Origin of the sequence: Frankia sp. AiPs1, assembly GCF_023716945.1 — a bacterium.
In the GTDB taxonomy this organism is placed as follows: Bacteria; Actinomycetota; Actinomycetes; order Frankiales; family Frankiaceae; genus Frankia.
This window is the reverse complement of sequence record NZ_JAMQQF010000279.1, coordinates 1-7,523: the sequence shown is the minus strand read 5'-3', so window position 1 is coordinate 7,523 and position 7,523 is coordinate 1. Positions and strand designations below refer to the sequence as shown.

5 protein-coding genes are annotated in these 7,523 nt (G+C 72.4%); 3 read left to right on the top strand and 2 right to left on the bottom strand.

Translation table 11 applies throughout. From position 1 onward, the window contains the following. The coding region (locus ND748_RS20545) for a dihydrolipoamide acetyltransferase family protein (RefSeq protein ID WP_251747629.1) at positions 1 to 1,232 on the top strand (1,232 nt) is incomplete at its 5' end. A gap of 120 nt (positions 1,233 to 1,352) precedes the next feature. After that, a complete protein-coding gene (locus ND748_RS20540; protein ID WP_009741405.1) occupies positions 1,353 to 1,589 on the top strand; it encodes a hypothetical protein in 237 nt (78 codons plus the stop codon). A 120-nt stretch (positions 1,590 to 1,709) separates the two neighbouring features. On the opposite strand, the gene ND748_RS20535 is transcribed toward ND748_RS20540, so the two are convergent. Further along, positions 1,710 to 2,105 carry a hypothetical protein gene (locus tag ND748_RS20535; RefSeq protein WP_251747628.1) on the bottom strand — a complete coding sequence of 132 codons (396 nt, stop codon included), beginning with the start codon at positions 2,103 to 2,105 and terminating at the stop codon, positions 1,710 to 1,712. A gap of 129 nt (positions 2,106 to 2,234) precedes the next feature. Beyond that, entirely contained in the window at positions 2,235 to 4,100 is a 1,866-nt protein-coding gene (locus ND748_RS20530; protein WP_251747627.1) for an acyl-CoA dehydrogenase, read from the bottom strand. 167 nt (positions 4,101 to 4,267) lie between these two features. Between ND748_RS20530 and ND748_RS20525 the strand changes: the two genes are divergently transcribed. Continuing rightward, positions 4,268 to 7,523 (top strand): patatin-like protein (locus ND748_RS20525; protein ID WP_251747626.1); only part of this gene is annotated, 3,256 nt, incomplete at its 3' end.

The window sequence follows — 7,523 nt, the reverse complement described above, 5'->3', positions numbered from 1 at the left end:
GTGGTGCCGGCGAACGCGTGCCGGTGCTCGTCGGCTACGGGCCGCGCCAGGGTCAGCAACGTCGCCGCAGTCCCCGCCGCCAGGCCACCCCGGGAACCGCCCGCGGAAGTGGACCGGCGCCGGTGGACGGCGCTGCACTCGCCGAGCCGCCCATCCTCGCCGAGCCGCCCGTGCCCGCCGAACCATCGGTGCCCGCCGATCCCCCCGTGCCCGCCGATCCCTCCGTGCTCGGCAAGCCGCCCGTGCTCGCCAAACCACCCGTCCGCAAGCTGGCTCGCGACCTCGGGGTCGACCTCGCCGGGATCGCGGGCACCGGCCCCGACGGCACGATCAGCCGGGACGACGTCCAGGCCGCCGTGCGCACCGCCGCCCGAGCGACGCCCCCGGCGACTCCGACGTCGCAACCGACCACACCGGACGCGCCCACCACAGCGGATGCGCCCACCACAGCGGATGCGACGTTGCCCGCCAAGCGGCGGATCGGCGCGGTCCCGGCCGACGCGGCCTTCTCCCCCACGACCGGTGCCTGGCACGTGCCCGTCATCGGGGTGCGGCGGTCGATGGCCCAGGCCATGGTCGCCAGTGTCACCGCCGCGCCGCATGTCACCGAGTTCCTCAGCGTCGACGTGACCGCCACCATGGCCGCTCGCGAGCGCGTGGCAGCGCTGCCGGAGTTCGGCGGCATCAAGGTCACGCCGCTGCTGTTCGTTGCCAAGGCCCTGCTCGTCGCCGTGCGCCGACATCCGATGATCAATTCTCGCTGGGTCGAGGACGGAGGCGCGGGCCGGGCGGAGATCCAGGTTCCCGACCGGGTGAACCTGGGCATCGCCGTGGCGGGGCCACGCGGCCTCGTCGTGCCGAACATCCGGGACGCGGGCCGGCTCGATCTCGTCGGCCTGGCCCGGGCACTCGCGGGGCTCACCGCGTCGGCCCGGGCGGACCGGCTCGATCCGGCGGATCTTCGCGGTGGGACCATCACCATCACCAACGTGGGGGTGCTCGGCGTCGACGTCGGAACGCCGATCCTGAACCCGCCGGAGGCGGCCATCCTCGCTCTTGGCTCGATCCGTCCCGCCCCCTGGGTGCTCGACGGTCAGCTCACGGTCCGTACGGTGGTGCAGCTCGCCCTGTCCTTCGATCACCGCATCGTCGACGGGGCGCTGGGCGCGGCCGTGCTCGCGGATGTGGGCGCAGTGCTGACGGATCCCACGCTCGCCCTCGCCTGGTCGTGATCGACTCATCGGATCCACCAGCTCGCCACAAAGCACGCGAGAGGGGCGCACAACGGCGCACAGTCGGCCCCCTGGTACGGTTGCGCCTCTGACCGGCTTCCGGCACAAAGAGGTGGAACCATGACGCGAGTGGAGGCACTTCAGGCCGCGGACGAGTTCGTCGCCAAGGTTCTGACCTCTGCCAACTCCAGCGGCCGGTTCACCGGCACGCTGAACCTGGCCGAACGGGTCGACCTCACGCTCCGGGTGGCCCGGTTCCTCCTGGAGGGGCAGTCCTCCTCGGACACCGACGACCTGCTGAAGCGGGACATGCGCAACGAGCTTGACCAGGCCTTTCCGCCGCTGCGCACGTCCTGACGGCGGCCCGGACGACCAGGCCGCCCGGAGCCCGGTTCCCCCGACCCGGATGCACGGGTCGTTCGGGGAGGCGGGCCGGGCGGCGGCGGCCAGGTGGACGGGCCGGCAGGCGGTAGGGGTTCACCGCCGCGACGTTGAGCGCTCCTCGCTGCCCACGTGCACGACAGGCTGCGGATCGGGGTCCTCCGCCTCGGGGTGACGCGTGGCGTTCAGCTTGCGGTCCTCTTCGGGGGTCAGACCCGGCTCACGCCGGCGCGGCGCCTCGACCGGCGTGACCGGGTCGACGATGACCGTGTCGTCGATCGAGATCGGAGTCGGCACACCGCTCTCCACCGACTCCTCGACGATCTTGCGCCGCCACTGGCTCTGGTACAGCGTGATGCCGAAACCGACTGCGCTGACCAGCATCATGATGACGCCGACCATGTCGAGGCTGAGGCCGGACGGGTTGGAGCGGACGGCGAAGGTGAGGATGGCGCCGAGGGCGAAGAAGGCGAGGCTCAACGGGATTCCCATGGTGCCCCATCTACCCGCAGGTTCGCCCAATACAACCCCGCCGAGACGGCAATTGCCACGGATCGCGTAAGATCTTCGGCGATCCGTGGCCGCCCTCGCGAGCCAACCGTGACTCGCGGATCATCGAGATCAGAACGCCTCCGCCGGGACATCCATGAGCCCGAGCCCCGTCGACTCGACCACGGCCCGGCGCGCCTTCAGCTCCGGCAGCACGTTTGCCGCGAACCAGCGGCCCGCAGCCACCTTGCCCTGGTAGAACGCCGCGCCCCGGTTGCCAGCACCACCCTGCTGGCCGGCGATGCCCGGGCTGGTGCCGCCCTCGTCGAGGGCACGCAGCGCCGCCTCGGCGCCCCGCAGCAGCAGCCAGCCGATGAGCACATCACCGATGCTGAGCAGCAGCCGGGTGGAGTTCAGGCCGACCTTGTAGACCTGCCGGGCATCATCGGCGGCGCTGGTGAGGTAGCCGACCAGCGAACTCACCATCGCCTGGACGTCATCCAGCGCCGCCCCCAGCGCCTCCCGCTCGTACTGCAACGCGCCGTTGCCGGCCTCCGCCTTCACGAAGGTCTGGATCTCCCCCAGCACGGCGGTCAGCGCCTGCCCGCGATCCCGGACGATCTTCCGGAAGAACAGGTCCTGGCCCTGGATCGAGGTGGTGCCCTCGTAGAGCGTGTCGATCTTGGCGTCTCGGATGTACTGCTCGATTGGGTAGTCCTGCAGGTAGCCGGAGCCACCGAAGATCTGCAACGAGGTCGAGAGCAGCTCGTAGGACCGCTCGGAGCCGACCCCCTTGACGATCGGCAACAGCAGGTCGTTGATCCGGACTGCGAGTTCGTCGTTCTCGCCGCGCGCCGCCGCCTGGGCCACCCGGTCCTGGAACGTCGCGGTGTACAGCACCAGCGAACGCATGCCCTCGGCGTACGCCTTCTGCAGCATGAGCATCCGGCGGACGTCGGGATGGTTGATGATCGCCACCCGGGGCGCGGTCTTGTCGGTGGACCTGGTGAGATCGGCGCCCTGCACCCGGGTGCGGGCGAAGTCGAGTGCGTTGAGGTAGCCCGAGGACAGCGTGGCGATGGCCTTCGTGCCGACCATCATCCGGGCGTACTCGATGACCTGGAACATCTGCGCGATGCCCTCGTGCACGTCGCCGACCAGCCAGCCGACCGCCGGGGTCCGTTCGCCGAAGCTCAGCTCGCAGGTCGCCGAGACCTTCAGACCCATCTTCTTCTCGATGTTGGTGACGTACACGCCGTTGCGCTCCCCGGGCGTTCCGGTCGCCGGATCCGGCATGAACTTGGGCACGACGAACATCGACAGGCCCTTGGTCCCCGGGCCGTGACCCTCCGGCCGGGCCAGGACGAGATGGAAGATGTTCTCCGGAACATCCCAGTCGCCGCTGGTGATGAAGCGCTTGACGCCCTCGATGTGCCAGGTCCCGTCGGACTGCTCGACCGCCCGGGTCCGGCCGGCACCGACGTCGGAGCCGGCGTCGGGCTCGGTGAGCACCATCGTCGCGCCCCAGTGCCGCTCGATGGCGAAGACGGCGAGCCTGCGCTGCCACTCGTTACCCAGCCGGTGCAGGATCGCCGCGAAGGTCGGGCCGGCCATGTACATGAACACGGCCGGGTTCGCCCCGAGCACCAGCTCGGCGGCGGCCCAGGCGAGGGTCGGCGGCGCGCCGAGCCCGCCGAGATCCGTCGGGACGAACAGTCGCCACCATTCGCCGTCCAGGACCGTCTGGTAGGAGCGCTTGAAGGATTCGGGCAGGGTGACCGAGCCGGTGGCCGGGTCGAGCGTCGGCGGATTGCGGTCGGCATCGGCAAACGACTCCGCGACGGGGCCGATGGCCAGGCGTTCCATCTCGGCGAGCACCTCGTGCGCGGTCTCGGCGTCCATCTCCTCGAAGGGAGCGGTGCCGAGCGTGCGATCGACGCCGAACACCTCGAACAGGTTGAACTCGAGATCCCGCAGGTTGCTCCGGTAGTGGCCCATGAACGGCTCCTTTCCGGGAGCGCCGGGCGGCGCGCACCGCCGGGACCGGCTTGCTACTCGTGAGTACGGTGTTCCCATGCTACCCATGAGTAACCCGTTGACAAGTAGGGCGACGCAGTAGGCGGCCGCACCAATCGGCACTGACCGCGACAAGCCCGGATCGGGCGATGTCCGGCACGTCTACCCTTGCCACCATGCGTGACGAGACGACCCAGGAAGTGCGGCTTGCGGTCGTCATGACCGGTGGCGCCAGCCTCGCCGTGTGGATGGGCGGAGTCGCCACCGAGATCAACCTCGCCACCAGCCCCGGGCAGACCCGCGCCGACGACGCCGACGCCGCGGTCGCCACCCGGTACGCGCGGCTCGCGGCCATCCTCGACGTCGAGCTCAGCGTGGACGTCCTCGCCGGGGCCTCCGCCGGCGGGATCAACGCGACCATGCTCGGCTTCGCCAACGCCCGTCACGGCGACCTCGCCCCGCTGCGCGAGCTGTGGCTGTCCCTGGGCTCGCTGGACAAGCTCATGCGCACTCCCGATGAGAAGGCGTACCCGTCGCTGCTGCGGGGGGACGCCGCCGTGCTGCCCGCCCTGCACGCCGCCCTCGGCGCAGTGGCCGCGACGACCGCGCCGCAGCAACCCGCCGCCGCCCGGCCGACCTCGGTGTTCGTCACGACGACGATCCTTCGGGGCGCGGTCGCCGAACACACCGACTCGCTCGGCGGCACGATGTACGACGTCGACTACCGGGGCCTGTTCGTCTTCGGCACACCGGACCTCACCGATGCCGCGTCGATCCCCCACCTGGCGCTCTCCGCCCGGGCCAGCTCAGCGTTCCCGGGCGCGTTCGAGCCGGCCTACGTGCCGGTCGGTCAGGCCCTCGACGACACCCACCCCGACATGGCGCGCTTCGTCAACGCGGCCCGCTCCTTCCACGCCTCCGACGGCGGGATCCTCGTCAACCGGCCGATCGGCCCGGCACTGGCGGCCATCTTCGACCGCCCCGCCGAACGCCAGGTTCGCCGAGTGCTGACCTACGTCGTGCCCTCCCCCCGCCCAACGTCGTCGACGCTCGACCCCCAGCCCCGCGACCGGCAGCTCCCCGGAACGCACCAGAAGCGCGGGCCTGGGCTGTTCCGCGGGACACAGGTGCACCGCGAGACGCAGCTGCACCCCGGGACACAGCTGCACCGCGGGACACGGCTGCACCCCGGGACACGGCTGCTCCGGGCAACACAGCGCGAGCCGGAGCCGGCGGCCGACGCGCCGACGGCGCCGCTGCCGTCGGTGCCGTCGCCGCCGTCGGTGCCGTCGGTGCCGTCGGTGAGCAGCACCCTGCTGGGGGCCCTCGGCGCGGCCCTGAACCAGTCGATCGGCACGGACCTCGCCGCGCTGCGCGAGCACAACGAGGCCGTCCGCGGAGCCCGGGCCGGCCGTCGGCGTCTGCTGCGGCTCGCTCCGGCGGGCTCGGCCAGGCTGGCCGACGACAGCGTCTACGACGCCTACCGGCGCACGGTGGCCGAGCAGATCGCCGTGCCGGTCATCGAGGCGCTGCTGCGCGTGCTCGCCGACCGCTCGGACCTGCCGCGCCCGCCGGACACCGACGCGCTGCGCACCGATGCCGCGGGCCGTGCCCGGATGACGAACGCCGCCGTCGGTGCCGTCCTGGCGACACTGCCCGACCGGTTGCCGGGCGTCGGCGACCTCGACGAGCTGTGGCGGCTCGGCCAGCCCGCCCTCGACGGGGTCCGGGGCATCCTCGTCTCCATGATCAATGAGGGGTACGTGCTGTGCCCCGAGCCGGTCGAGCGGGCCCGCCTCGCCCGGCTCGCCGCCGCCGTGCACGACGCCGCCCTGGCGGCATCCGGCGCCCCGGCGCACCCGACCGAATCCGGCCCCGCGGGGGGGTGCGCAGCCGGTTCGGGAATCGCTGACGCGCGCGGGCCCGCTTCGCTCTACACCTCCTCGCCACGACCGGGGGTGTTCACGACGGTCAGCGAGACCCTCGCCGCGATGCCCGGGGCTCCGCTGCTCGACGTCCTCGAGGAGGCGACCCGCCGGTGGCTGCGCTCCGATCCCACCGGGGCGGCCGATACAGCAGGTTCCAGCCGTCCTGCAGGTTCCAGCAGCCCGTCCGGTTCCAGCAGCCCCGCAGAACCCGACAGCCCAGCAGAACCCGACAGCCCAGCAGAACCCAGCAGCCCCGCAGAGCCCGACAGCCCCCCAGAGCCCAGAATCCCCGCGCAGCCGGGGTCCGGGTGGGCGTCTCTCGCTCCGGTCGTCGGCGAGCTGCGCGGTGAGATCGCCGCCCTCGTCCGCCGCTGGACCCCGCCCACGCCGCCCCCGGCCGGGTCCAGGATCCAGCCGGCGGGGCTCAGCGTCGGGCAGCGTCGGGCGCTCGCCGCCCGCACACTCACCGACTTCGTCCAATACCTGCCGACGACCGGTGCGAGCGCATTGATCGCGCTGCTCGAACTGCACCTGGTCGAACGCACCACGACCGGCGGCGTGCTGGACCAGCCGGTCGAGCTCGTCCAGATCAGCGCCGACCTTCCGACCGCCCTCGACCCTGCCCGCCATCTCGCCGAGGACAAGGTCACCGGCCTGCAACTGGGCAACTTCGGCGCCTTCGCGAAGTCCTCCTGGCGGGCCAACGACTGGATGTGGGGACGGCTCGACGGCGCTGGCTGGCTCGTGCGCATCCTGCTCGACCCGCGCCGGCTCGTGCTGCGGCGGGACCTCGCTGTGCCCACCGGGCCGCCGGCCGACCCGGGCGGTGTTGCCGGCGAGGGACGGGCCACCGGCACCGCAGCGCTGGCCCGGCGGGGCTGGCTGGCCACGCTCGTCGACGACCTCACCGAGGTCGCGGGCACCCCCGTCCCGCAGGAGGCCCTCGACGAACTCGCCTTCCTCACCGATTCGGACGCGCCGGTGCCGCCCAGCCTGTCGGTCACGGCCACCTGGGTGGCCGCCGGAATTCAGCGGGACATCGCGGCCAAGGAGCTCGTCAACCTCGCCCAGGCCGTCCGCCAGGACAACGGCTCCGGCCTCGATCCGCGACCCACCGCCGACTTCCTCGCGGCCGTCGACCGCGCCCTCGCCCCCGAGCCGGCCAGCGTCCCAGCAGCCAGCGTCCCAGCAGCCAGCACCCCAGCAGCCAGCCCCTCACCGGCCGACATCCCACCGGCCGACACCAAGCCGGCCAACACCAGGCCGCCGACCAGCACCAGGCCGCCGACCAGCACCTCCCTCGCCGGGAGCGCCGACGGGACGATGGCGAGCGGTCCCGCCGGCGCGGAGGTGATCTCGTTGGCTGCGGCCGCGGCCGCCCGGGTCGCGGCATCGCAGCGGGCCACCACAGAGCAGGAGCCGCCACCCGCCACACCTGCCAGCGCGCGGCCGTCAACGCCGCCGCGGCCATCAGCCC